20 protein-coding genes are annotated in these 25,418 nt (G+C 50.0%); 11 read left to right on the forward strand and 9 right to left on the reverse strand.

Translation table 11 applies throughout. The annotated features are described in order from the left end of the window. Window positions 1–333 precede the first annotated feature (333 nt). Both OGW16_RS16290 and OGW16_RS16295 read right to left on the reverse strand, forming a co-directional pair. The gene (locus OGW16_RS16290) at window positions 334–561 is read right to left on the reverse strand and encodes a hypothetical protein (protein WP_080625050.1); all 228 of its coding nucleotides are present in this window, start codon (window positions 559–561) and stop codon (window positions 334–336) included. Window positions 562–861: 300 nt separating this feature from the next. Then, window positions 862–1,080 carry a cold shock domain-containing protein gene (locus OGW16_RS16295; protein ID WP_080625051.1) on the reverse strand — a complete coding sequence of 73 codons (219 nt, stop codon included), beginning with the start codon at window positions 1,078–1,080 and terminating at the stop codon, window positions 862–864. A 365-nt stretch (window positions 1,081–1,445) separates the two neighbouring features. Between OGW16_RS16295 and OGW16_RS16300 the strand changes: the two genes are divergently transcribed. Together OGW16_RS16300 and OGW16_RS16305 are read left to right on the forward strand one after the other, a co-directional pair. Next, window positions 1,446–1,610, forward strand: a complete 165-nt coding sequence (locus tag OGW16_RS16300) for a YnfU family zinc-binding protein (protein WP_216350678.1) — start codon at window positions 1,446–1,448, stop codon at window positions 1,608–1,610. Window positions 1,611–1,765: 155 nt separating this feature from the next. Continuing rightward, window positions 1,766–10,348 (forward strand): glycoside hydrolase family 94 protein, encoded by an 8,583-nt coding sequence (locus OGW16_RS16305; RefSeq protein ID WP_286518622.1) that lies wholly within the window; start codon window positions 1,766–1,768, stop codon window positions 10,346–10,348. Window positions 10,349–10,367: 19 nt separating this feature from the next. On the opposite strand, the gene OGW16_RS16310 is transcribed toward OGW16_RS16305, so the two are convergent. Then, window positions 10,368–10,601, reverse strand: a complete 234-nt coding sequence (locus OGW16_RS16310) for a YnaE/YdfK family cold shock protein (protein ID WP_080625052.1) — start codon at window positions 10,599–10,601, stop codon at window positions 10,368–10,370. A 153-nt stretch (window positions 10,602–10,754) separates the two neighbouring features. Between OGW16_RS16310 and OGW16_RS26380 the strand changes: the two genes are divergently transcribed. Together OGW16_RS26380 and OGW16_RS16315 are read left to right on the forward strand one after the other, a co-directional pair. Beyond that, the gene (locus tag OGW16_RS26380) at window positions 10,755–10,931 is read left to right on the forward strand and encodes a YnfU family zinc-binding protein (RefSeq protein WP_216350677.1); all 177 of its coding nucleotides are present in this window, start codon (window positions 10,755–10,757) and stop codon (window positions 10,929–10,931) included. Between the two features lie 79 nt (window positions 10,932–11,010). Continuing rightward, window positions 11,011–11,283 carry a hypothetical protein gene (locus OGW16_RS16315; RefSeq protein WP_172313143.1) on the forward strand — a complete coding sequence of 91 codons (273 nt, stop codon included), beginning with the start codon at window positions 11,011–11,013 and terminating at the stop codon, window positions 11,281–11,283. Between the two features lie 181 nt (window positions 11,284–11,464). Here the strand turns inward: OGW16_RS16315 and OGW16_RS16320 are convergent, their stop codons facing one another. After that, window positions 11,465–11,572, reverse strand: a complete 108-nt coding sequence (locus tag OGW16_RS16320; RefSeq protein ID WP_080626304.1) for a DinI-like family protein — start codon at window positions 11,570–11,572, stop codon at window positions 11,465–11,467. 543 nt (window positions 11,573–12,115) lie between these two features. Here OGW16_RS16320 and OGW16_RS16325 point away from each other — a divergent pair. Together OGW16_RS16325 and pphA are read left to right on the forward strand one after the other, a co-directional pair. Beyond that, the gene (locus tag OGW16_RS16325) at window positions 12,116–12,946 is read left to right on the forward strand and encodes a GIY-YIG nuclease family protein (protein WP_286518623.1); all 831 of its coding nucleotides are present in this window, start codon (window positions 12,116–12,118) and stop codon (window positions 12,944–12,946) included. A gap of 95 nt (window positions 12,947–13,041) precedes the next feature. Next, window positions 13,042–13,683, forward strand: coding sequence for a protein-serine/threonine phosphatase (pphA, locus tag OGW16_RS16330; protein WP_100194484.1), 642 nt, complete (start codon window positions 13,042–13,044; stop codon window positions 13,681–13,683). On the opposite strand, the gene OGW16_RS16335 is transcribed toward pphA, so the two are convergent. The 5 genes from OGW16_RS16335 to yebS all read right to left on the reverse strand — a co-directional run bounded on the left by OGW16_RS16335 (window position 13,684) and on the right by yebS (window position 19,704). Next, window positions 13,684–13,875, reverse strand: a complete 192-nt coding sequence (locus OGW16_RS16335) for a YdfD/YebW family protein (protein ID WP_016152779.1) — start codon at window positions 13,873–13,875, stop codon at window positions 13,684–13,686. Window positions 13,876–13,977: 102 nt separating this feature from the next. Next, window positions 13,978–14,214 (reverse strand): YebV family protein, encoded by a 237-nt coding sequence (locus OGW16_RS16340; RefSeq protein WP_029139506.1) that lies wholly within the window; start codon window positions 14,212–14,214, stop codon window positions 13,978–13,980. A gap of 100 nt (window positions 14,215–14,314) precedes the next feature. Beyond that, window positions 14,315–15,736: a 16S rRNA (cytosine(1407)-C(5))-methyltransferase RsmF gene (gene rsmF / locus OGW16_RS16345; protein ID WP_286518624.1), complete on the reverse strand. Its 1,422-nt coding sequence runs from the start codon at window positions 15,734–15,736 to the stop codon at window positions 14,315–14,317. An 82-nt stretch (window positions 15,737–15,818) separates the two neighbouring features. Then, on the reverse strand, window positions 15,819–18,452 hold the full coding sequence (locus OGW16_RS16350) for a PqiB family protein (RefSeq protein ID WP_193144955.1): 2,634 nt from the start codon (window positions 18,450–18,452) through the stop codon (window positions 15,819–15,821). After that, entirely contained in the window at window positions 18,421–19,704 is a 1,284-nt protein-coding gene (gene yebS / locus OGW16_RS16355; protein ID WP_043016680.1) for a membrane integrity lipid transport subunit YebS, read from the reverse strand. The genes OGW16_RS16350 and yebS overlap by 32 nt, the downstream gene beginning before the upstream one ends. A gap of 128 nt (window positions 19,705–19,832) precedes the next feature. On the opposite strand from yebS, the gene msrC reads away from it, so the two are divergent. The 5 genes from msrC (at window position 19,833) to OGW16_RS16380 (ending at window position 25,169) form a co-directional block, all read left to right on the forward strand. Then, window positions 19,833–20,330, forward strand: a complete 498-nt coding sequence (gene msrC / locus OGW16_RS16360; RefSeq protein ID WP_043016679.1) for a free L-methionine (R)-S-oxide reductase MsrC — start codon at window positions 19,833–19,835, stop codon at window positions 20,328–20,330. A gap of 96 nt (window positions 20,331–20,426) precedes the next feature. Then, complete coding sequence (proQ, locus tag OGW16_RS16365) at window positions 20,427–21,113, forward strand: RNA chaperone ProQ (RefSeq protein WP_003833781.1); 687 nt, start codon at window positions 20,427–20,429, stop codon at window positions 21,111–21,113. Window positions 21,114–21,132: 19 nt separating this feature from the next. Then, window positions 21,133–23,181, forward strand: a complete 2,049-nt coding sequence (prc, locus tag OGW16_RS16370; protein WP_043016678.1) for a carboxy terminal-processing peptidase — start codon at window positions 21,133–21,135, stop codon at window positions 23,179–23,181. A 192-nt stretch (window positions 23,182–23,373) separates the two neighbouring features. Further along, window positions 23,374–24,255 carry a protease HtpX gene (gene htpX, locus OGW16_RS16375; RefSeq protein WP_043016677.1) on the forward strand — a complete coding sequence of 294 codons (882 nt, stop codon included), beginning with the start codon at window positions 23,374–23,376 and terminating at the stop codon, window positions 24,253–24,255. A gap of 332 nt (window positions 24,256–24,587) precedes the next feature. Beyond that, complete coding sequence (locus tag OGW16_RS16380) at window positions 24,588–25,169, forward strand: YrbL family protein (RefSeq protein ID WP_043016676.1); 582 nt, start codon at window positions 24,588–24,590, stop codon at window positions 25,167–25,169. The last annotated feature ends 249 nt before the right edge of the window (window positions 25,170–25,418 follow it).

Below are 25,418 nucleotides of genomic sequence, written 5' to 3' on the forward strand. Positions count from 1 at the left end.
CCTCCCGGTAAGTCTTTGGGTAACCTCCCATGACTCGCTGCTTCAGTCGTGCATGATGAACATTCCAGCATAGAAGTCATCAGGTTAATTAGCCCTGCCGCTCAGAAGGATTCATCATAAAAGGCAAGATAGCATGAAGAGGGTGGGAGAGATATCGGCATTTAATCAGATAACAAAGAATATTTCTCTCATGTCAGTGTAGGTATTAAAATGTTGAATATGAAAAAAAGCCTGCTGTTAGCAGGCCGTAAATATTTTTAACTCATTTTTTGTTCGCTTCTGATAAATATGGTAAGAATGCAATCAAACGTGAAGCAGAGAGCATAAAAAAAGCTATAAATATTTCCTTGCAGCATCAAGTATCTCCTGTGACGTTAACTCCCTGTCAGAAGCTACGTAAACAATACCATGAACGCCAGTTAAGGAAGGAAAGCCTGCAGACATAATCCGAAGATGCGTTTCTTCACCGTTCGGATATTCCTGCCTGATAGAGGATATACCTTCCAGAACAGTCATGACTTTACAGGATTCAGCATTAAAGAAAACAAGGACTTTTATCATATTCCACTACCCTGTTCTCTCGTGGATGTAAACAGTCAGATGCCATAAGGTAAAAGCAAAGACGTGATGCTTTCGGAGGCAGCCTCGCCTCTTACGCACTTTATTATTTAACAAGCAGTTAGCTTCTGCTTTCAGACTTTTATGCAGCAGTCCTGCACTTCATCACATCGGTCAGCACACTCATAATTGCGAAAAAATATGCTGACCTGATATTAAGAATAAACGACTTTTATCTGATTTAAGTTATGGAACTGTCTACTCAGGAATAATTATTCATCGTTATCGCAGATCCACAAAGATTTATTTATCGCAAAGTATTACGTTTGCAGCAGCAGGGCCTTTGTCACCACTGTGAATGGCGAATTCAACTTTCTGTCCTTCAAATAAGGTCTTAAAGTTGTCGCCGTTAAGCGCAGAAAAATGAACAGAGATGTCTTTACTACCATCAAGAGGAGAGATGAAGCCAAACCCTTTGTCTTCGTTAAACCATTTTACCAAACCTTTAATTCTTATGGTCATACCAACTCCTGCTACACATGATTGTATTGATAGTAAACGTATAGTATTAAACGTATGGACTCAAAAGGGGGGGATATCAGCGATAACACCTGGTAATGAGGACTACACGGAAAATGTTTAACGTTCGTCTGTACATTGAACTGATGGGATTCATTAAGGCACGGTAATTAATAATAAGCAAATTATATTTTAGCCATCCAGAGAATCTGCAAGAGAAATTAAACTGGCAAAGGCCTCAACCTCCCTTCAGGGTGCCTGTGGTTGCGAATATCTACCTCTCCTGAATTTCAGTGCCTCAAAATAAATAGATTAAAACTTAACCACATGTGATACGGTGAAGCTCGTTCATTGAAAGGTTAATGGTTATGTCTATTATCAATTACGCAATGAAACTCTTCACCAGTGCGTCTACCGCCACTGCCGTCTGCCCTGTTTGTGGCTTAAAATCGGCTCAACTTCTGTCAAAAATCCGGCGCAATCAGGCCATGCTTTGCCCTGGATGTAAGGCTCTGTTTATCTCCCGACGCTAGCGCGGCCAAAAAACGCAGACAAAACTCATATTCTATACTTAAGTCAAATCCCGGCAGCTGTTAAATCCCTGATGCCTTACGCCCATCCTCAGAGAACGTTTCTGAACTGATTTTGCAACTGCTCCTGCATGCTAACTCTGCATCAGAGCAATGCTATGAAAATGAACCCCAGGGCGTGGTTTAACCGCTCCCATATTCCGATGAATGCTACCGAAAGCGTAACGTTTTCGGCGAACGATCCTGCCGGTGAAAGCACTCTGCAGTCAGAACTCTTTTCGACCGCCCAGATGGAACGCTATGGTCAGAAGCTCGCCCGGACCCATAAATTATCGCCGGATAAACATCCTTATTATCTTCTAAAAAGACTCGGCGAGAATGAGGCCATCATCACCCAAAGCTGTTATGAGTTTAACGCGGGTAAAAAGACCAGCATCATGCCTGCCGGGGAGTGGTTGCTGGACAATTATTATCTTATTGAGGAACAAATCCGCACGGTCCGCCAGCACTTGCCGAAAAGCTTTGGTAAAGGTCTTCCGTCGCTGATGTCGCCGCTGAATTGCCCACGAATTTATCATATCGCATCTGAGGCAGTTGCTCACGGTGATGGCCGCTGGGATGCCGCGAGCCTGACCAGCTATCTCACTGCCTATCAACAGGTGACACCGCTGACGCTAGGTGAAGTCTGGGCGCTACCGGGAATGCTGCGCCTGGCGCTGATTGAAAATCTTCGTCGTATCAGCATGGAAGTGATAAATGCGCAGCAGGACAGAAACCTTGCCGATACGTGGATAACCAGGATTTTCGAATGTGCAGAGAATGCCCCTGGCGATTTAATCATGGTGGTTGCCGATATGGCACGCTCCCGACCTACGTTAACCAGTGCGTTTGTCGCAGAGCTGGTGCGGCGCCTGCAGGGGCATGGCAATGCGTTGTCGTTACCTCTGACCTGGGTTGATCAGTGCCTTCGGGAACAGGGGGTCACCACCGACGTTCTCATACATAATTTCAATCAACAGCTTGCCGCCAGCCAGCTATCTGTCAGTAACAGCATCGCGGGTCTGCGATTACTGAGTGAAACGGATTGGGCTGATTTCGCCGAAACGATAAGTGTCGTCGAACAGGCATTACGCAATGATCCTGCCGGTATCTATCCCCGGATGCACTTCAATACCCGGGATCATTACCGGCACGTTGTTGAGGTCCTGGCCAGGGACAGTGGTCTCAGCGAGCCTGAAGTTGCTGACAGGGTGCTGACGCTTTCAGGGAACAGTGCTCCCGATACACTGGAACATCATGTTGGTTATTATCTCGCAGGCGAAGGTCGGCAGGCGCTGGAAATTCATCTGTTAGCAGACACCTCAAGGTTCATGCGCTTGCGGCACAGTTTCAACAGAATAACCCTGCTGTCATGGCTTGGAAGCCTGGCGTTGTTGACAATCGCAACGACCGCAACGATTTTGCACGAAACAGCCATGCAGGGCGCAGACTGGCTGTTGATCGCGGTGATATTCCCTCTGATTATCGCTGTAACTCAGTTAATGAGCGATTTACTCAGTGACGCAACCACCCGTTTTCGCGTTCCTCGCCCCTTGCCGCGGATGGATTTCTCAACCGGCATTCCCCCTGACAGCGCCACTCTGTTAGTCATCCCCTGCATGCTGACCAGCCACGAAAGTTTCAGCCAGCTCCTCACCAGTCTTGAAGTCTGCTGGCTGGGGAATGAAAACGAAAATCTCAGGTTTGCGCTGCTCACTGATTTCGCTGATTCTGCAAATGAACCCTCGCCGGAAAGCCAGATGCTGCTCAGACAGGCGATCGCCGATACGCAGGCGCTGAATCGCCGCTATCCCTCCAGCCGCCCACGTTTTTATCTGCTACACCGCCAGCCTGAATGGAACCCCGCGGAAGGAACGTGGATGGGCTATGAACGCAAGCGGGGAAAACTGGCGTTACTGAATAGTTGGTTGCGCCATCCGGGGACACAATTCGTCAGCGTTGCAGACATGCCTGCTAACCTTTTACCGGGCCACATTAAATACGTCATTACCCTGGACAGTGATACGGTGCTGCCGCGCGATACGGCGCACAAACTGGTCGCGACGATGGCGCATCCGCTGAATACGCCAGAGTATGATCCGGTACGCCAGAGGGTTGTCAAAGGATTTGGCATTTTACAACCCGGCCTTGCGGAGGAGATACCACGCAACGGTCAGGGACGTTACGCCGCCATGCGCAGCAGCACACCAGGCAATAATCCCTATTCGATGATGTCTTCGGATATCTATCAGGATCTTTTTGGGGAAGGATCGTTCGTGGGCAAAGGGATTTACGATGTTGACATTTTTATGCAAGCCACTGCCAACACCTGCCCGGAAAACCTGGTTCTCAGCCATGATCTACTCGAAGGATGCTATGCACGTTCGGGTCTGCTGAGTGAGGTGTTACTCTATGAACAGTACCCGAATAATTATCTGTCGGATGTTGCACGCCGTTCACGCTGGATCCGGGGTGACTGGCAACTGCTTAACTGGCTGAAACCACGTGTCAGAAGAGCCGATGGAACCCGGACCAGGAATCCGCTGACCGCGCTTTCTTACTGGAAATTACTCGATAATCTGCGTCGCAGTCTGGTCGCCCCTTCATTACTGGTATTGCTGTTCTTCACCCTGCTAGGGGTACCTAATCCGGTTTACTGGCTGGGCGTACTGTCGCTGATATGGCTGTTGCCAACCATCCTCTGCATCACCTATGACCTGCTGCATAAACCTCTGCGTCGCCGCCTGAAGCCGCATCTGTTACTGGTAGGGGCGAGCGCGCTGAAGCGTTTGTCAGGTATCGGCCTTAATTTTGCGATACTGCCGCACGAAGCCGGATATTCGCTAAAAGCGATCGCCGTGACGTTATGGAGATTGGGGATCAGCAGGCGTCACCTCAGCCAGTGGTTCAGCCACAGCCTGGACAGCAATCAGGCCGGACCCACTGTCGCGCGTTTTTATCAGGCGATGTGGCTGAATGTTGCATGTGGTGTGATGCTGATAATACTGACCGGACAATTTGCTCCACAACTGCTGGGGATTGCGTTGCCGATCGGTTTGTTATGGTGTGTGGCACCGCTGCTGATGAGCTGGCTGAGTCGCCAGCCTGCGCGTAAGGTGTTTTCGCCCAATCCGGAACAAAAACAGCTGTTGCGCCAGACAAGCCGTGAAATCTGGGCGTTTTTTGAAACCTTTGCAACAGAAAAAGAGAACTGGCTTCCGCCTGATAACTACCAGGAAATACCGCAGCCGACGGTGGCCCATCGAACCTCTCCTACCAATATTGGCCTTTCCCTCATGGCTAACCTGACGGCATGGGACTTTGGCTACCTGCCCGGCGGGGAAGTGCTACGGCGCGTGTCGCTCACGCTCGACACAATGGATAAAATGGAGCACTACCGGGGCCATCTCTACAACTGGTATGACACTCGTACGCTGGCCCCCCTCAGCCCACGCTATATCTCAAGCGTCGACAGCGGCAACATGGCAGGGCATTTGTTGACACTGCGTGCAGGGCTGTCCGCCATGCGTCATCAGCCAGTTTTAAACCGCCAACAGATACTGGCAGGACTGAACGATACGCTGGATATTCTGGAAAAACAGTGGGGTCAGAACCCGCCTGACAGCTTGCGGTTGCTGCGAAAACACTGCCTGAGCGCGGTGTCGCTCTCTCCGCAGACATTTTTCAGCGAGCTGAAAAATATGCGCACCCAGTGCAATCACCTGAACACGCTATGCCATCAGGGATCTCCTCTTCAGATGCGTTGGGCAGGACATCTGGAGCATCAACTGGTTCAGGTTTGCCATGAGTGGTCGCTGCTGCTTGGCTGGTTACCCGCATCCTGGAACGAACAGACGCTGCCGACTTTGTGCGAGCTTGCCCGCGCAACATTTACTGGTGCAGGAACCCCCCCGGCGTCAGCGACGGAGCAGGCCCGGATGCGACTCAATATTATCACTGAACTTGAACAACGGTTGGATGAGCATGCCCGGATGGATTTCGTCTTTCTGTACAGCGAAGCAACCAGTCTGCTCAGTGTTGGCTATAACTGTGACACGAATATGTCTGACAAGAGCCACTACGATCTTCTGCCGTCTGAAATCCGCCTGACCAGCTTCCTTGCCATTGCCACTAATCAGCTACCTCTTAAAAGCTGGTACGCGCTGGGGCGACTGTTCACCACCATTGACAATGAAACAGCCCTGATGTCATGGAGCGGGTCAATGTTTGAATACCTGATGCCGAATCTGGTAATGCCCACCTGGCCTGGCAGCCTGCTCGATGAAATGAGTCAGTCGGCGGTTATGCGCCAGATTCATTGGGGGAAAGAACGCGGAGTACCGTGGGGCGTTTCAGAGTCTGGTTATCATGCTTTTGATGTTCAGCATAATTATCAATATCAGGCATTTGGTGTGCCGGGTCTCGGCCTGCGCAGGGGGCTTGCTGATGACATGGTTGTCGCCCCTTACGCCACACTGCTGGCGTTGATGGTTTCCCCACAGAAAGCCTGTGAGAACCTGATAAGGCTGCAAAAAAATGGCGCACTTGGTGAATACGGTTTTTATGAAGCGCTGGACTATACTCCCTCACGCCTCGCAACCGGTCAGCTCTATGCGGTGGTTCAGTCCTGGATGGCGCATCACCAGGGGATGGCGTTTCAGGCGCTGGCTCATGTGCTGCTTGACGCCCCGATGACTGAACGCTTCATGTCCAGTACGGTCTTCCGCTCAGCGAGCCTGCTGTTACAGGAACGCGTGCCGGATGCAGTCGATCTGTACAGTCCGCGCCGTCATTTTGAATCTCATGAGGGCAGGGTCAAACCCGTTCGCTATGAACCCCGTATTTTCTATGGCGTGGACACGCCGGCCCCGGATATTCAACTGCTGTCCAACAACCATTATCATCTGATGTTGACCACGGGCGGCGGCGGCTATAGTCGCTGGAATAATATTGCGCTCACGCGCTGGCGCAGTGATACCACCCGCGATAACTGGGGAGCATTCTGCTATATCCGCGATATACAGACGGGGAATGTGTCGAGCAATACCTGGCAACCGACAGCCCACACCAGCGGGCATGACGAGGAAGTGATATTCACCGATGCGAGTGCTGAATTCAGACGCTCTTTCGATGGGCTCAGCATCAAAACTCAGGTTGTGATCTCCCCAGAGGATGATATTGAGTTGCGACGACTCACACTGATTCATCGTGGTCGCCAGCCTCGCTCTCTGGAACTGACAACCTATGCCGAAGTGGTACTGGCGCCTGAAGCCAGCGATCTGGCACACCCGGCATTTAGCAATTTGTTTATTCAGACGGAACTGGATCCTGAGCGTGACGCTATTCTTTGCCACCGGCGCCCGCGTTCTCCGGGTGAAGAGAGTCCCTGCCTGTTTCACATGATGGTGGTGCATGGCGATAACCGTCATAACGTTTCGTTTGAAACAGACAGGGCAAAATTTCTTGGTCGTGGCAGAAACCCTGCGGATGCCCAGGCAATAAAGGCAGGCGGAGCGCTCAGCAACACGTCGGGGTCAGTGCTGGATCCGATCCTGGCAATACGCCACGCCATCACTCTGCAGCCGGGGCAGCCGGTCACGATTGATATCATTTATGGCATCAGCGAGACCCGCCAGCAGAGCCTGGCATTGCTGGAAAAATACCGCGATTACCCTATCGCTGATCGCGTATTTGAACTGGCCTGGTCTCACAGTCTGGTGGTGTTACGCCAGATGAACGCCAGTGAAGATGATGCCACTTTGTTTAATCGTCTTGCCAGCGCGGTGCTTTACCCTGTCCAGGAGCTGCGCGCCGAAGGCCAGGCGATCAGCCGCAACCGGCGTGGTCAGTCCGGTCTGTGGGGCTGGGCAATTTCAGGTGATCTGCCGATAGTGCTGATCAGTATTACCAGCGAGGAAAGTATTGCTTCAGTGACCACACTGATTCAGGCACACCGTTACTGGAGACAGAAAGGACTGGATGTTGATTTGGTTATCCTGAATAACAGTCCCGGCGGCTACCAGCAGGGCTTACAAAATCAGATTATGGACTTAGTTTATGCCGGGTCTGAAGCCAGTCTGCTGGACAAAACGGGCGGTATTTTTGTTCGTAATGGCGAGCATCTCTCTGCTGAGGATAAGTTGCTTTTGATGAGCGTGGCCTGTCTTTATCTTGATGACCGCACAGGTAGTATCAATGAGCAGCTTAATCAGCGTACTCACACCCTTAAACCTCAGGCCAGAGCACTCATTCCACGGGCTGTACGCGAGCGTAATCAACATACGGACTGGAGTCCCGATATCAGTCAGTTATGCCATTTCAATGGGTACGGTGGATTTTCTCAGGATGGTCGGGAATATCAGATTGTTCTGCGGGAAGATGCGCAGACACCGGCGCCCTGGTCAAACGTACTGGCAAATGCCCGTTTTGGCACTGTGATTTCAGAGGCGGGACAGGCCTACTCCTGGTATGAGAATGCACATGAATATCGGTTGACACCGTGGGAGAACGATCCTGTGAGCGATCGCAGCGGCGAGGCGTTTTATCTGCGCGATGAAGAGAGTGGTGAGTGTTGGTCACCGACGGCTTTACCTGTTCGCGGACATGGTGATTACCTGACCCGCCATGGTTTTGGTTACAGCGTGTTTGCCCATCGAGAGAATGGTATAGACAGCGAGCTGACGGTCCTGGTTGCCGAAGAGGCGCCGGTTAAACTGGCGCTCCTGACGCTCAGTAACTCTTCGGGTCGGACACGCAAACTTTCCGTCACCGGCTATGTGGAGTGGACGCTCGGAGGAACACGAACTCGCTCAGCCCATCACATTGTGACACATGCGGCCAGACCACCTGGCGGCTGCGGAGTGCTGGCGAACAACTTTTATGGCGATAACGGTAGCGGTCGTACTGCCTTTTTTGCCGTCAGCGGTAATGACTGTTCGTTGACCGGGGACCGCCGGGAGTTTATCGGTCGTAATGGTTCTCTGCACGCCCCGTCGGTCATGAAGCTACGCAGGCTTTCAGGTAAAACGGGCGCCGGTCTGGATCCCTGCGGGGCAGTACAATCGGCGGTAACATTAATTGATGGGGATCAGAGGACGTTTATTTTTATCCTAGGCGCAGAGGAGAATCATATTCGAGCTCAGGAGACGCTTGCCCGTTATATGAATGAGGAGACGGTCCGCGAGGAGCTGAACCGGGTTCACAACCACTGGCACAATGTGCTCGATAAAATTGTGGCTAACACTCCCGACACATCGGTAAATTTACTGGTGAATGGCTGGCTATTGTACCAGACGGTAGCCTGTCGCCTGATGGCTCGCAGCGGTTACTACCAGTCCGGCGGCGCATTTGGTTTTCGCGATCAACTGCAGGATACGCTGGCGCTGAGCCATGCTGATCCGAACCGGATGCGAGAACAGATAATCCTGTGTGCATCACGGCAATTTATTGAGGGTGATGTACAGCACTGGTGGCACCCGCCACACGGCAACGGAGTGCGCACTCGCTGTTCCGATGATTATCTGTGGCTTCCGCTTGCCGTTTGCCACTATGTCGAAACGACGGGGGATATGGATGTACTGGAAACACGTATTCCTTATCTGGAGGGACGTCCGCTTCAGCCTGGTGAAGAGTCTGCCTATGATACGCCGGTGATCAGCGGTACCGAAGAGACACTCTGGTTACACTGCGTCAAAGCCATTAAGTATGGACAACAGTTCGGGGAGCATGGTCTGCCGCTGATGGGGGCTGGTGACTGGAATGACGGCATGAACCGGGTGGGGATTGAAGGCAAAGGTGAAAGCGTCTGGCTGGGCTTCTTCCTGTTCGACATTTTGCAGCAGTTTGCGGCGCTGGCTGATCGCAGGTTGGATGAAAGCGTCGCCTCAATGTGCCGTTCACAGGCTATGCGCCTGCAAAGCAATCTCGAAGCCCACGCCTGGGATGGTGAATGGTACCGGCGTGGATATTTTGACGATGGTACTCCCCTGGGGTCGAAGGCTTCACAGGACTGCCGGATTGATGCGATTGCGCAGAGCTGGTCTGTATTGTCCGGGGCCGCAAGCCCGGGACGGTGCGCAATGGCCATGCAGGCGCTGGATAAGCACCTTGTGGATAACGAGGGGGGACTGATAAAACTATTAACACCTCCTTTCGATGGGCACGGTCCAAATCCTGGTTACATACAGGGTTACCTGCCTGGTGTGAGGGAAAACGGAGGGCAGTATACACATGGCGCTATCTGGGCTGTGATGGCATTTGCCCGAATGGGGAATGCCGAACGCGCTTGGCAACTCTGGTCAATGCTCAACCCGATAAATCATACTCTGAATACAGATTCGGCCGGGATTTATAAAGCTGAACCTTATGTCATGAGTGCTGATGTCTACAGTGTCGCTCCCCATACCGGACGTGCAGGATGGAGCTGGTATACTGGTTCTGCAGGCTGGGCCTGGCGTTTACTTACCGAGGAATTACTGGGGATAAAACGTTCCGGTGCTGACTTTACGGTTCATGCCAGGTTGCCGGATGGGTGGACATCTTTTTCTATGAGCTATCAATATGGCGAAAGCCATTATCAAATTAGTGTCTCACGCGGCGATGCAGAATATCGCGTGACACTGGATGGTGTTCTCCTCCCTGATGACAGAATACCGCTGAAGGATGATGGACAAAACCATATGGTTGAGATCATTCAGAACTGACACTGAGTCCGGAGGCGCATTAACGTCTGCCGTTAATGCGCTGATTATCCCTGAGAACATCAATCGCAGTTTGCATGGCGATTTTGTCATCCCGCCTTTTTTGTTTGTCCTGCATGAACTGAAGGTATTCCAGCAAGGTGCGGGTATTAATCGGTCGGCCCTGTTTACCCACAGCCAGCACGGCTTCGCCAAGAATAATTTTCACTGGCGGTAGTTGTGCCGGATACCAATCAAGGGTGTCTTCTGATTTCATTATAAATCTCTCACGGAAGGGTAGTGTATCATAAATCAGACGTTCAATTTTCAATATTTGATATCCTGATTCAGACACAACTTAACATAACTTATGCCAGTTATTTTTATATTAAAGCGTATAATAATTACTGTATCCCTCAGAGAATTATTTATGTCTTATACAAAAGGGCTCAGGTATTTTAAAGAAAGACCGGTTCATGTTGCCTGCCCGGTATGCGCACACAAAGCTGATCAGAAAGCAGGTAAACTAAGAAAAGATGCAGTTCTTGAGTGCCCTGCCTGCGGACTGTTGTTCAGACCTTCAGAATGCTGGTGTATCGGCGGCTGATCAGCTTCTGCCTTTTAACGTAAGTGATGTCGGGAAATGACAATGTTTATCCTGTTTTGCAGTTGTCGAGGGTATGATAATGAAATCTAAAAAATCTGTTTTTATTGAAGGACATATTCTGTCGAATAGCTGTCACGGGCAGGCCGGTCAACCTTTCTGCATTCACCGGGTCAGGTTTAGTAATGGTAAATATGCGATTATCCGGGTGACATCCGGGATATGTTTCAAACCTGGCGAAATTATTCAACGAAAAGATTGCGAGTGGTTTTATAAACTTACCAAGATTCGCCTTCTTTCTTTTGAGTACCTTGAGGATGATGAATCAAGGAGACAATTTACTGAATATCAATGATAAATCCATGAATTTAATAACAGCCGTTACACGTTTCGGCAGAAACGAATTATGTGTTGAGCTACAGAGTTACATTAATGTGGCCTTTAGAACTAATATGCACAGCTATATTAATACAGATATTAACTCATAGAAAACATGGAATTAATCTGGTTATTCCCTCTGTTGTTGGGCTATCTGGTTAGAGATTTAAGAAATCATTCATCCACATATCAGCCTCTTCAAACATTTCCTGAACACTTCGGCTTATCTGTTCTATTTTATGCTTGCTGGCGTCAACGCATTCAATTTTGGAAGGAAAAACTGTCCGAAACCGGTCCGAATATGTCCGAAATGTTGGCTAACTATATGATTTTTAGTGCCTGAAAACACACCTTTATTTGTGCATTTTTTGTTCTAATGGTTTGTTATTGCATTGAAAATGAAGGATAAAAAATAATTTTGGAAAAAACAGGAATCGTATTCGGTCTCTTTTTATGTGCCTTATAAACCAGTTAGTTATAGGGCATAGCCCCGAAAGATACGAAACATCTGCTTCGGCTTCCCTAGGCTGTTACTACAATCTAAACATTTTCTTTCACACATCCAAGTACTTTTCGGTCCTTTTTTCAGGGGATCGGTTTCTTAACTTACAACTTACGTACCTGTGCGCGGACTTATCGGATTTTGAGAAAATATAACATCGGCAGTGTTTTATAGGTTAAGATAACATCTTAACACATTAATAATTATATTAATTCTATCAATTTAGTGTGAGGAGCTCAGGAGGGGGAAGTTAAAGAGTGCAACGTTTAACTAAAAGTCATGGAATTACACTAAATGGAAGGAATGTATGAGTGATTCAATTGGCTATGTTTACATTATGAAGAATGAAGCTTATCAGAAAAGCCTCTTCAAAATAGGTTTCACAAAGCACATGCCAGAACAGAGGGCTAAGCAGCTATTTAACGGGATGACTGGCGTGCCGTTGCCCTTTGATGTCGTGATGGCCTGTCGGGTAGGGAACTATCAGGAAGCTGAGAAGAACGTCCACGCGCGTCTTAAACCTTATCGGGTCAATAGGCGAAGAGAGTTTTTTGAACTACCCATAGAAATTTGTAGTAAGGTAGTTTTGGATGAGTGTAATAAAATCAATAAGCATCTGGGTTTAAATTATACCAATCCTGTTTCATTAGAAAAAAAGGAAGAATTAACAATTGAAATTGAAGACTACCATCGTTCTGGGTTTATAATATCTATTAAAGATCTTCTTGAGCAAGATTGCTATAACTCAATATTAACCGCTGAACAAAAAAATAGAATTGAGATATTAATGCTTGTTTTTGCTGAAGTATTCCCCAAAGATCTTGCGAGATGGTATGATGGATTTATGAGAGATCATAATCCAGAAAAAGAAATACAGATTTGGGAAACTTTAGTTAAGGCTTTTTGTAAAGCACAACGATATTATGAGTTCAATGAATATAAACAAGTAGCTTTTAATAGTTTGCTTCTCCGGACTATTAATAAAAAAACATTTGTAATGAAAGCTATGGATTCTACAAATATCCCGCGTGACCTTCTTTCAAGAATACTGGACTGCTATGAACAAAAGCCAACACCCCTGGTTGTTGTTACCTCCAGAGGGAAAATGCTTAATGCTCAATTACATATAAACAATTGAATATTTGAACATTTGCCAGAACGTACTATACGGTACGGTGCCTCTTGCTGTTATTGCTAAACTTAATGGTGATTGAAACAAGCGCAGGAGGTCAAATGGGACTGCCTGACAATGCCTATCAGAGAGTGGAAGCGACGCGCTGGCGTCACGTCTGGGTGGTCGGGGACATCCACGGTTGCTTCTCATTATTGATGGCTAAATTGCGCCACTGTCATTTTGATCCGTGGCAGGACCTGCTGGTTTCAGTGGGAGATGTTATCGATCGCGGGCCTGACAGTTTGCGCTGCCTGAAATTACTGCGTAAAAGCTGGATTGTCGCGGTCAGAGGGAATCATGAACAAATGGGGTTGGATGCGCTGGCAATGGGGGAGCAATCGCTGTGGTTTATGAATGGCGGTTCGTGGTTTGCACAGGCGGAGCAGCCAGCGGCAAAATTCGCTCTTGAAGAATGTCAGCAATTACCCTGGATTCTGGAGCTGCGTTGCAGCAATGGCATTCATGTCATTGCCCACGCAGATTACCCTGATGATGATTATCAGTGGCAAAAAGATATCGATTTACAGCGGGTGCTGTGGGATCGCTCAAGGCTAATAAATAAAGGCAGCGGCATTCGCGGCGCGGATCACTTCTGGTTTGGCCATACGCCATTGCGCCAACGGTTGGATTACGAGAATCTGCACTATATTGATACCGGAGCAGTGTTTGGAGGCGAGTTAACGCTGGTGCAACTGCAGTAATCAAAAATCGCTGTACTCCTGGGCCGGACGCCAGAAGCTGTCGATATAGTCATCCGCGGGTAAACATCCGCCGTTACGAATTCGCTGATCGTCCATCGATATCAGGCACTGCTGCTCGGTTTTGTAGACATCAACAACGATATCTTCACAACCGCCGCCCAGGTAGCACACAAAAAGAACCAGCGTGAACATTCCATCCTCAAAGGGTAAAGCCATACCTGTAGTGTAGAAGATGTTGATAGATGAGGGAAATTAACCAGGAAATAACCCGTCTGGCGACGGGTTCTTTTTGAATCAGGCAAGGCGCATGATCCAGGCATCTGACTTACGATCGTAGTGCTCGCGAAATAGAACCGAATGTTCTCCGTTAAGAAGGGCCGGGACGCTGGTGTCGGCATCCCAGGCGTCCAGTTGCATACATAAATCCGGATCGGATTTACACGGAATGGTTAACGTTCGATCCCCTGGCGATTCGCCATGTAATTCGGCGTCGTCGATTTCAAAAGCGCCAATGCGCACACTGGTTTTCATCATCGTGCTCTCCGTTTATTTGCTGGTTGTGGTACGACCAGTTAGGGCGTCCATTTTTCAGCGTAGCCAACGTTAGCAAAAGCGCCAGTAAAAACGTGCGTTATCCTGTAAAGAGTTTGCCATCCCGGACAAGATCGCGTGGATAGCTATTCTTTAATCGCGAACCAATACGCTTTGCCAGGCCGAGCGGCTGATGCTGGAACGTAACCAGTACATCATCGGTGGTCGGCGCGGTTTGTGGGTAGATATCCCGGCCACGGTACCACTCTTCGGCTTCGGCAAGGGTCAGTTCAAACGCATGGCTGTGATTTGGGTTGGCAAGAGCGACTACGGCCTCATGCTGCCAGCGGTATCCTTTATTGTGCGTTTCAGCCAGTTTGACGCCGAGTCGGGAAAAACGAACTTTGCCAATCAGGGGTTCAATCTCGGTTGGAAACAGCCAAATTTCTTTATCACGCTGCCACAGGCGCAGACTATCTTCCCACTGCAATCCACAGGCGTTAGCAGCCTCAGTGATAAGGGCGGATTCACGTCCTTTTAGCGGAGTGAACGGGAAGTTACCGACTTTGTATTTCGGCGCGGGTAACGCAGGAATGGAGGCCGTTTTGCGCAAACGCGCAACGAAGAAACCTTCACAATCGTAGATCTGCGGGAACACATGCAGGAACCCTTCCTGCGTCAGGGCGCGTTCGGCCTCCGGGAATAAATCGCCCAACGGTAAAAACTCGACGGCATCCGGGTAGGACTCAATCAACCATTGCATGATGTTTTCATTTTCGTCACGATTCAGCGTGCAGGTCGAGTAAACCATCGTGCCACCGGGACGCAGGGCATGAAAGGCGCTGTCGAGCAGTTCGCGCTGGGTCTCGGCGATTTGCAGATTACTTTCTGGCGACCAGTTTTTTAGCGCATCGGGGTCTTTACGCACCACGCCTTCACCGGAACATGGGGCGTCCAGCAAAATGGCATCGAAGGCTTCTGGTAATGCTGCGCCAAATACCCGTCCGTCAAAATGGGTGAGCGCGACATTGGCTATCCCGCAACGGCTGATATTGGCGTGTAAGACTTTGACACGACTGGCGGAAAATTCATTCGCCAGAATCGCGCCCTGATTATTCATTTTCGCAGCAATTTGTGTGGTTTTGGAGCCGGGGGCAGCCGCAACATCCATTACGCGTTCCGGGGTATTGCCTTCGGCAAACAGCGCGGCGACCGGCAGCATCGAGCTGGCTTCCTGAATATAAAAAAGACCGCTCAAATGTTCCGCGGTGCTGCCAAGAGGCACTGACTCCTCATCATCGCGTTCGATCCAGAAGCCTTCTGCACACCAGGGAATTGGAGTGAGTGACCAGTTGTAAGGCGCAGTCAGAGTGAGGAAGTCGGCAACGGAGATTTTCAGCGTATTGACGCGGATACTGCGGCGCAGCGGACGCTGACAGGCAGCGAGAAAATCATCGAATGAGAGCGTGGAAGGCATTGCTTCACGCATTTGCGTCAGAAAGGCGTCGGGAAAATAAGCCACTTGGTACCACCGGCAAAAAAACAGGTGCGCAGTGTAGCATAACTGCTCCGGCGTACGTACTCGCGCCGGAGCAGTGGATACATTAACGTGGCAGGGCGGTGCCCCATTCACGCCACTCTTTTGGTTCGCTTTCGAGTAGCAGGAAGTGTTTACCGGCCTGCGCTTTCGGGGCCAGTGGCGTACCCGGCGGCGTAGCGAAGGCGATACCACCGCGGATGAACTGATTGAAGGTACCGGTCTTCACAACGCCGCCAGTCAAACCAAAGTCGAGATTGTATCCGGATGCCAGCCAGAACACGGAGTTGTTGCGCACCAGATGCTGATAGCGCTGGCTAATGCGCATGGCAACCATCACGCGGTCAGAAAGCGAGCCCAGCGTCAGCCCGGTGACGGTACCCACTTCAATGCCTCTGAACAGGACTGGCGTACCGATATTCAGCGAACCTGCTTCCGGCGCTTCCACCACAATGCTCAAACCATCGAGGTAACGAGAGTCGGTGATAGTGGCTTCCTGCAGCTCAAAATCACGGCGCGGGTTACCGCGTCCTGGTTCAACGTTAATATACGGCTGTAAGATCGTATCCAGATGCTCTACGCCTGCCGCCGAAATTTGCGGTGTGATCACGGAGAAACGGGTACCGCTTCGGGCAAAGTTTTGCACGTATTCCGGATACAGAACCGCTTTTGCCTGAACTTCGTTACGGGCGGTGATCAGCTCAAGCGTCTGGATCTGGCCGATATCGATTCCCAGGTAGCGAATTGGCATGCCGGCAGCGAGTTTACCAGCGTCGAACGCGTGCAGGGTAATCTGGCCGCCCACTGCGCGCGCGGCGGTTTCGGAAGCATACAGAATACGCTTGTCGCCTTTGCGTTGGCTGGCGCTGGCGCCGCTCAGGTTATCGAAGCTAATCGCGCCCTTAAGCGCCCGCGAAAGGGGAGATGCCTGTACGGTCAAACCGCTGCCGTTAAGCTGAACCTTTGCCCCGCCTTCGGCCCAGAATACGCTGTTGCTGGTCAACAGATTGCGATATTCCGGTTTGATATGCAGATCGATATCAAATGCATCGGCGCGTGGACGAACGCTGATCACTTCACCGACTTCGAATTTGCGATAGAGCACCACCGAACCAGCCTGCACATCAGGTAACGTTTCGGCGCTCAGGCTGACCGTGGTGGTCGGCAGATCGCTCAGGCTGTTTTCAATCGCTTTTTCCAGGTTAGCATACAGCGGGTAGCTTTTTTTCATTTCACCTTTGGTACCGGGTAAAATGCGAATGCCGCCGCTGAGCCACTCACTGGCGCTGGCGCCAAGGAATTCAACGCCATCAAGCCCTACTTTGACATCCACACGGCTGTTGACCACGAACTTACTGTCACCTTGCACCAGGGCACGATGCTGTGGTTCAACGGCAACGGTAAATGAGACGCCTTTGCTGGAAAGCGTGCGCTCAATCACCTGACCGACCTGTACGCCGTGGAGAATCAGCGGCTGGCCAGCATCAATACCGTAACTCTCCGGCGCGGTCAGCGTAAACGTCATGACGCCCGGATCGTGCAATAAAGACTTCTCAGCGGGGATCACGGCAAACTGGCTACGCGGCTCTCCCTCGCCGGGTACCAGCTCGAAAGTTTTCCCCGTCAGTAGCGAACTGATATTTGCATCGCTTAACGACAATTTAGGGCTGTGTAATTCAATCCGCGTGTTGTCACGCAGCAGCGTTACGACACTGGGATCAACCGTCATTTCGCCGGTGACTTTACCGCCTGGATTTAAATCCAGTTTGGTCAGTTGACCGACTTCTAATCCTTGATACATCAGCGACGTTGAACCAGCCTTGAGTCCGTCGCCGCTGGGTAAATCAAGTTTGACGATCACCCCGCGCTGGCTATGCGCGAGATCCTGATATAAACCAAACGTGTCATCGGCCACCGCGGGTTTTGAGTCTTCAGGCGAATCAAAAGCAATGGCTCCATTGACCAGCGCCGCCAGACTCTCGAGCTTGATCTTCGCTCCGCTGAGGCTGACATCGGCATTTACGCCGGACACGTTCCAGAAACGGCTGCCTTTTTTCACCAGATTAGTAAAGCGACGTTCGATCAGCACGTCGATAGTTACGCCCTGATGATTTGGGTTGATGGTGTAGTCATACACCCGGCCCACCGGAATCTTACGGAAATAAACCAGCGAACCGCTATTGAGCGATCCGAGGTCAGGGGCCCGCAGATGCAGCATCAAATCGCCATTATCCAGGCGATATTTAGGTTGCGTATCGAGGGCGGCGAAATGATCTTCCGGCTCGCCGGTTCCGGGCATCATGCCGATATAGTTGCCGCCAACCAACGCATCCAGACCAGAAACCCCGGCCAGTGACGCTTTCGGCGTGACCAGCCAGAACTGGGTATCTTTGCGCAGAGCATCTTTCATGGTCGATTTGATGCTGACGCGGACTTCAATTTTGCGCAGATCTTTACTGAGGTTGATATCCTGCACCGTGCCCACTTCAACGCCCTGATAACGAACGGGAGTACGGCCCGGAACAATGCCGTCCGCAGACATAAAGTCAATGGTTACGGTATTACCGCGATCTTCATAGCTTCCCCAGATAAGCCATCCTGCAATCATCAGCGCGATGAACGGCAGCAGCCAGAACGGAGAAATACGGCGTTTAGTTTTAATCTGCGCTTCAGTCTGCGAAGCGGGCGTTTCCTGACTCATGTGCATCCCAAAGTAAGCGGCTGTCCAGCCATTCCACAGCAAGAATAGTCAATATTACCGCTGCGCCGAAATAAAACGCAGCCGGTCCCATAGTAAAAGCAAGTATCTGATCGCGATTAATCAGCGACATGGTTAAAGCGATAACAAACAGATCCAGCATCGACCAGCGACCAATCCAGGTCACTATACGCAGCAGTTTGATGCGGGTACGCAATCCTTGCTCACATTTAAAATGGATGCTGATGAGCAACGTAAACATCACAATCACTTTGGTGAATGGCACCAGAATACTGGCGATAAAAACGATCGCCGCCACGCCGATGTTGCTGTTCGCCAGTGACATTATGCCTGACAGGATCGTATCTTCCTGTCGGCCGCCGTTGACATAAATTACCGAGATGGGCAGCAGATTAGCAGGCAAAAGCAGGACTACTGAGGCCAGCAGAGCAGCCCAACACTTTTGGATACTTTGATTTCTGCGCCAGCGCAATGGGATATGGCAGCGAGGGCAGCGACCGCGGGCGTCCGGATAACCTGTAAAATGGCAGCCGAGGCAGACGCGGAGCTTTTCATCGGGCCGACGAGCCGGTCTTTGCGGGTAGAAACGGTCCCAAAGCTGCTCAACGTTAAGATGCGACAGCGTCAAAATGCTCAGGATCACCAGCGCAATAAAAGCAAACAGCCCCACACCAGGTTGCAAAAAAGCATAGTCCTGAACTTTGATTGATGCGACGCCAATACCAACCAGATAGATATCAAGCATCACCCATTCTTTGAGTCTTTCCAGCATCAGCAGCACCGGGCGCAGGTTCATGCCAAGAATATTGCCGAACCATAGATAAGCGATTGAGGTAACCAGAATGATTGGTGCCCCGGCAACGCAAAACAGTACGAAAGATGCGGTGAGTGGGTCACCTTGTCGGGTCATTTGCCAGATACCTTGCAGCACATTGGCGTCAATGCGCACACCTAATAAATAGATGTGCAGGAGTGGTTCTCCCCAGGCAAAGGGCATCAGCAGCAGCATGGTGAAAGCCATTGCCGCCAGCCGTGTTAATGACCAGTCGCGTCCGTCACGAATTTTTGCCTGACAGCGTGGGCAAAATGCACTTTGGTGCGAACGCATTTTAGGCAAGCTAAAGATCAGGTCACATTCAGGGCAGCGATGGTAATGCGCACGAGGAATTGCATCACCAATGGACCTGATGGCTATTTTTTTAGTCGGCGTGATGCGTGGTGTCGTTAAGGCCATGTATCGCGAATCAAATTGTTGAAGTAATGTTATCTTAACTCATGACGGGAATGATCTTGAGCATTAACGCATTTAATGTTTATTTTAGTAGGCTGCAGTTTTAGGTAAGACAACCAAGTGATTAAATAATGAACAAAATAGAGCTATACACGGATCTGAACCGTGATTTTCAGGCATTAATGGCAGGTGAAACCAGTTTTCTGGCAACGCTGGCGAATACCAGCGCGTTGTTGTACGAGCGTCTTGCAGAAGTAAACTGGGCCGGTTTTTATCTACTCGAAAACGATACGCTGGTGCTTGGACCCTTCCAGGGAAAAATCGCCTGTGTGCGGATCCCGGTAGGGCGCGGGGTGTGTGGTACCGCAGTAGCGCAGAACCAGGTGCAGCGCATTGAGGACGTTCATGCTTTTGACGGGCACATCGCATGCGATGCCGCCAGCAATGCAGAAATCGTTCTGCCAATCACCGTCGAAAATCAGATGATCGGCGTGCTTGATATCGATAGCACGGCGTTTGGCCGCTTCAGTGAAGAGGATGAACAGGGGCTGCGAACGCTGGTGGCAGCGCTTGAAACCGTGCTTGCAACGACGGATTACAAAAAATTCTTTGCGCGCGTCGCAGGATAATCAACGGATAACGTAGCAATTACTGATGACGTCATTATAATGTCGCCTGTTCATGCCTGCGCTTGTTGGCTACGTCCGTTGTAATCAGGAAATTTCATGGAAAATCAACCTAAGTTGAATAGCAGTAAAGAAGTCATCGCGTTTCTGGCCGAACGCTTCCCGCAGTGTTTTAGTGCGGAAGGCGAAGCGCGCCCACTGAAAATTGGCATTTTTCAGGATCTGGTAGAGCGTGTTGAGGGCGAAATGAACCTCAGCAAGACGCAGCTCCGCTCTGCCTTACGTCTCTATACTTCAAGCTGGCGCTATCTGTATGGCGTAAAATTGGGCGCAACGCGTGTCGATCTTGACGGCAACCCTTGTGGTGAGCTGGATGAGCAGCACGTTGAACATGCCCGCAAACAGCTCGAAGAAGCTAAAGCCCGCGTTCAGGCGCAACGTGCAGAGCAACAGGCGAAAAAACGCGAAGCGGCCGCTGCTGCCGGTGAAAAAGAAGACGCACCGCGTCGTGAGCGTAAGCCGCGTCCTGCTCCGCGTCGTAAAGAAGGCGCTGAGCGTAAACCTCGCGCTGAAAAACCAGCAGCAAAAGCACCGCGTGCTCCTCGTGAAGAACAGCATACCCCGGTATCTGATATTTCAGTACTGACGGTAGGGCAATCTCTGAAGGTGAAAGCAGGTAATAATGCGATGGATGCCACCGTATTAGAAATCACCAAAGATGGCGTCCGTGTACAGCTGAATTCGGGTATGTCTTTGATTGTACGCGCAGAACACCTGGTGTTCTGAAACGGAGGCCAGGCCTGGCATGAACACTTTTTTTAGGCTTACTGCGTTAGCTGGTCTGCTTGCATTAGCGGGCCAGGCACTTGCTGTAGAAGATATCACGCGTGCCGATCAAATCCCCGTATTAAAGGAAGAAACCCAGCATGCGACGGTAAGCGAACGTGTGACATCGCGTTTTACGCGTTCACACTATCGCCAGTTCGACCTGGATCAGGCGTTTTCGGCAAAAATTTTTGACCGCTATTTGAATCTGCTCGACTACAGCCACAACGTGCTGCTGGCGAGCGATATCGAACAGTATGCAAAAAAGAAAACGGTCCTCGGCGATGAACTGCGTACCGGTAAACTGGATGTCTTTTACGATCTCTATAATCTGGCGCAAAAACGTCGATTTGAGCGTTATCAGTACGCATTAAGCGTACTGGCTCGTCCAATGGATTTCACCGGTACCGACACCTTTAACCTCGACCGGAGCAAAGCCCCATGGCCGAAAAGCGAAGCAGAGCTTAACGCGCTGTGGGACGGCAAGGTTAAATTTGACGAACTCAGCCTGAAGCTGACCGGTAAAACCGATGCGGAAATTCGTGAAACGCTGACGCGTCGCTACAAGTTTGCGATTCGCCGTCTGGCGCAGACCAATAGCGAAGATGTGTTCTCTCTGGCGATGACGGCTTTCGCCCGTGAAATCGACCCGCATACTAACTATCTGTCTCCACGCAATACCGAACAGTTCAATACTGAAATGAGCCTGTCTCTGGAAGGTATTGGCGCGGTTTTGCAAATGGATGATGACTATACCGTCATTAACTCCATGGTAGCGGGTGGCCCGGCAGCCAAGAGCAAAGCGATAAGCGTTGGCGACCGTATTGTCGGCGTGGGCCAGACCGGAAAAGGTATGGTTGACGTGATTGGCTGGCGTCTTGATGACGTCGTGGCGCTGATCAAAGGACCTAAGGGCAGCAAAGTTCGCCTTGAAATCCTGCCCGCTGGTAAAGGTACCAAGACGCGCACCGTAACGTTAACGCGTGAACGTATTCGCCTCGAAGACCGCGCCGTGAAAATGTCCGTGAAAACCGTTGGCAAAGAAAAAGTTGGCGTACTGGATATCCCTGGCTTCTATGTTGGCCTGACGGATGATGTCAAAGTTCAGTTGCAGAAGCTGGAAAAACAGAACGTCAGCAGCATCATTATCGATCTGCGCACCAACGGCGGTGGCGCGCTAACCGAAGCCGTTTCACTTTCCGGTCTGTTCATTCCTTCTGGCCCGGTGGTTCAGGTTCGTGACAATAACGGTAAAGTGCGTGAAGACAGCGATACCGACGGCGTTGTGTACTACAAAGGCCCGCTGGTGGTGTTAGTCGATCGCTTCAGTGCTTCGGCATCAGAGATTTTTGCCGCGGCAATGCAGGATTATGGTCGTGCGCTAATCGTTGGTGAACCAACCTTCGGGAAAGGCACCGTACAGCAGTATCGCTCCCTGAACCGTATTTACGATCAGATGCTGCGTCCGGAATGGCCGGCGCTCGGTTCTGTTCAGTATACGATCCAGAAATTCTACCGTGTAAACGGTGGCAGTACGCAGCGTAAAGGCGTTACGCCGGACATCATCATGCCGACAGGCAATGAAGAAACTGAAACCGGTGAGAAGTTTGAAGACAACGCGCTGCCGTGGGATAGCATTGATGCTGCGACCTACACCAAATCAGATAACCTGACGCCGTTTGGGCCTGAATTGCTGAAAGAGCACAATGCGCGTATTGCCAACGATCCTGAGTTCCAGTACATCATGAAGGACATTGCGCGTTTCAATGCGCTGAAGGATAAACGCAACATCGCATCTCTCAATTACGCTCAGCGTGAGAAAGAGAATAACGAAGATGACGCAATGCGTCTGGCGCGTATCAACGATCGGTTTAAGCGCGAAGGCAAACCGCTGCTGAAGAAACTGGACGATCTGCCGAAGGATTACCAGGAACCCGATCCGTACCTGGATGAAACGGTAAAAATTGCGCTCGACCTGGCGCATCTTGAAAAAGAAAAGCCAGCGGAACAGCCCGCAACCGGTAAATAACCTTAAACAGGCACAAGAAATTGTGCCTGTTTTTTTAACAAACGCATGAAGACGTCAGTCTGATACGATAAAATGTAAAGTTGTGTCTTTCTGGTGACTTAGCACCTATGGATGCTTGAAAATAGCCATAAGACCCATACGATATGGGTAATCGCATAGTGCGTTTTGTTAAATTGAGGTTAAAAGAAAATTATGATGCGAATCGCGCTCTTCCTGCTGACGAACCTGGCTGTGATGGTCGTTTTCGGGCTGGTATTGAGCCTGACAGGGATTCAGTCAAGCAGCGTTCAAGGCTTGTTGATCATGGCACTGCTGTTTGGTTTTGGTGGTTCCTTCATTTCGCTGCTGATGTCCAAGTGGATGGCGTTAAAGTCCGTTGGTGGGGAAGTAATCGAACAGCCCCGCAATGAAAGGGAACGCTGGCTGATGAATACGGTAGCGAATCAGGCTCGTCAGGCCGGGATCGCCATGCCACAGGTCGCAATCTACCATGCGCCAGATATTAACGCGTTTGCTACCGGTGCGCGCCGGGATGCTTCGCTGGTGGCTGTGAGTACAGGCCTGTTGCAAAACATGAGCCCGGATGAAGCTGAAGCCGTCATCGCGCACGAGATCAGCCACATTGCCAATGGCGATATGGTTACCATGACGCTCATTCAAGGGGTGGTGAACACCTTCGTTATCTTTATCTCACGTATTCTGGCGCAAATTGCCGCTGGCTTTATGGGTGGAAACCGCGATGAAGGTGAGAGCAGTAACGGCAACCCGTTGATTTACTTTGCAGTGGCGACGGTGCTGGAGCTGGTATTTGGTATTCTGGCGAGCATTATTACCATGTGGTTCTCACGTCACCGTGAATTCCATGCGGATGCCGGTTCAGCAAAACTGGTGGGGCGTGAGAAAATGATCGCCGCGCTGCAGCGTCTGAAAACCAGCTATGAGCCGCAGGAAGCGACCAGCATGATGGCGTTCTGCATCAACGGTAAATCCAAATCACTGAGTGAGCTGTTTATGACTCACCCTCCGTTGGATAAACGTATTGAAGCGCTGCGCAGCGGTGAATACCTGAAATAACTGGCAGCAAGCTAAAAGTAAAGAGCGCGTCGACAGACGCGCTTTTTTTTATCTATATTATTTGCCGGGGAGTTCAATACAGATTTACCCGTCTCCCTGGTTACCAGAAGATTCATTTACTTCAGTTCGTGTGCAGTACCATCAGATAGCAAATGGATTCGGCGTAATGAAGATGTGATAGCGGCAATTAGAAAAATGAACTGGGTGAATACACATCTCGTTTAACTACCATTGAAATACATGGATACATAATAGTTTTAACTGGTAGAACTCACTGACGCAGGTTAGTTGAGGCGAATTCATTTTCCTTAGGGTAAGAGTCAAAAACTATTATGAAACAAGAGCTTGTATTGACAGATGAAGACTTGCTGGCAAGAGGTAACGACCGATACGTCTTTCAGCATCCTCAGGATAGCAAGCTGCTGATCAAAATCGTTATTTCAGATATAGCTAACTATAAAAGCAAATTACGTGAAGTCTTCCGCGATCTCAAAGAGTGCAAGCCTAACCATCAAACTGACTCGCTTTATATGCAAAAGATTGAAGGTCTTGTTGAAACAAACAAAGGAGTAGGGCAGATCACTGTGAAGGAGTGCGATGAACATGGCAATATTGCGCAAACTCTTTATCAGCTCGCCGTGAAAAAAGAACTCGATGACAGTAAATTACAGAAGCTGAATGCTTTTTTAGCATGGTTTGTCAGCACCAGAGTCATTATTAACTCTCTGCATTGTAAAAACATTGTTTACGCCTGGGACAGCGAGCGTCAGGAGTATCGCTTCAAAGTCATTGACGGGTTTGGTGACAAAACGTTTTTTCAACTCAGTAAGCTTTCACAGTCAGTTCGCGATAAGAATAAAATCAAATGTCTCAAGCGGATGCTTAACGATTTGAATGGCCTTCAACAAGCTTAACCACACTGGTTAGAAATAGTCTAATCATAATTGTTTGTTGCTGGATATCCAATACAACGAGCTGATTAATAGAGGTTTTTACTCAGACGTTCGTTGTATATCAACTTCTTGAAACATATTCTGAATTGCCCGGCTTATGTGCTCATGTTTGCAGCTTAAGTATAGATTGCCGGCAGTTTCATTCTCGGCTTAACCCGATATCAGTATCCTCGTAGACCCAGTGAACTTTCTTATCAACCCTCCCGTTAT

Origin of the sequence: Citrobacter sp. Ce104 (assembly GCF_030334595.1) — a bacterium.
GTDB classification, from domain to species: Bacteria; Pseudomonadota; Gammaproteobacteria; order Enterobacterales; family Enterobacteriaceae; genus Citrobacter; species Citrobacter europaeus.